The organism is Nocardia sp. CC213A (assembly GCF_030766805.1).
In the GTDB taxonomy this organism is placed as follows: Bacteria; Actinomycetota; Actinomycetes; order Mycobacteriales; family Mycobacteriaceae; genus Nocardia; species Nocardia otitidiscaviarum.
Map to the genome: position 1 here is coordinate 1 of NZ_JASFXA010000051.1, position 351 is coordinate 351.

Annotated in this window: 1 protein-coding gene; it reads left to right on the plus strand. The window is 69.5% G+C overall.

Annotated features, from left to right (window positions below):
- Window positions 1-351: DUF222 domain-containing protein (locus tag QJS31_RS37265; RefSeq protein ID WP_306359032.1), on the plus strand; the 351-nt coding region annotated here is incomplete at both ends.

Sequence of the window (351 nt, forward strand, 5' to 3'; positions counted from 1 at the left end):
GCACGTGCTGCTGTCGTGTCTGGACCCGGACGGGGTCCTCACCAGCGACGACGACCGCGCCCGGCGGCGCGAGCTGTGGGTGGGCAAACAACGCGTGGACGGTATGAGTGAGGTCAAGGGCGTGCTGGATCCGCAACTGCGGGCGTTGTTGGATGTGGTGTTGGCGAAGTGGGCGCGTCCGGGGATGTGTAATCCCGAGGATCCCGACAGCCCCCGGATGGGGCCGGGTGCGGTCGACAAGGATCTCATGGAGGTGGCGGCGCGGCGGGACCGGCGTAGTGCCGGGCAGCGTAACCACGACGCGGTGAAAGCGTTCCTGGCGGCCGGGGGCGGTCCGGAGAACCTGGGGAG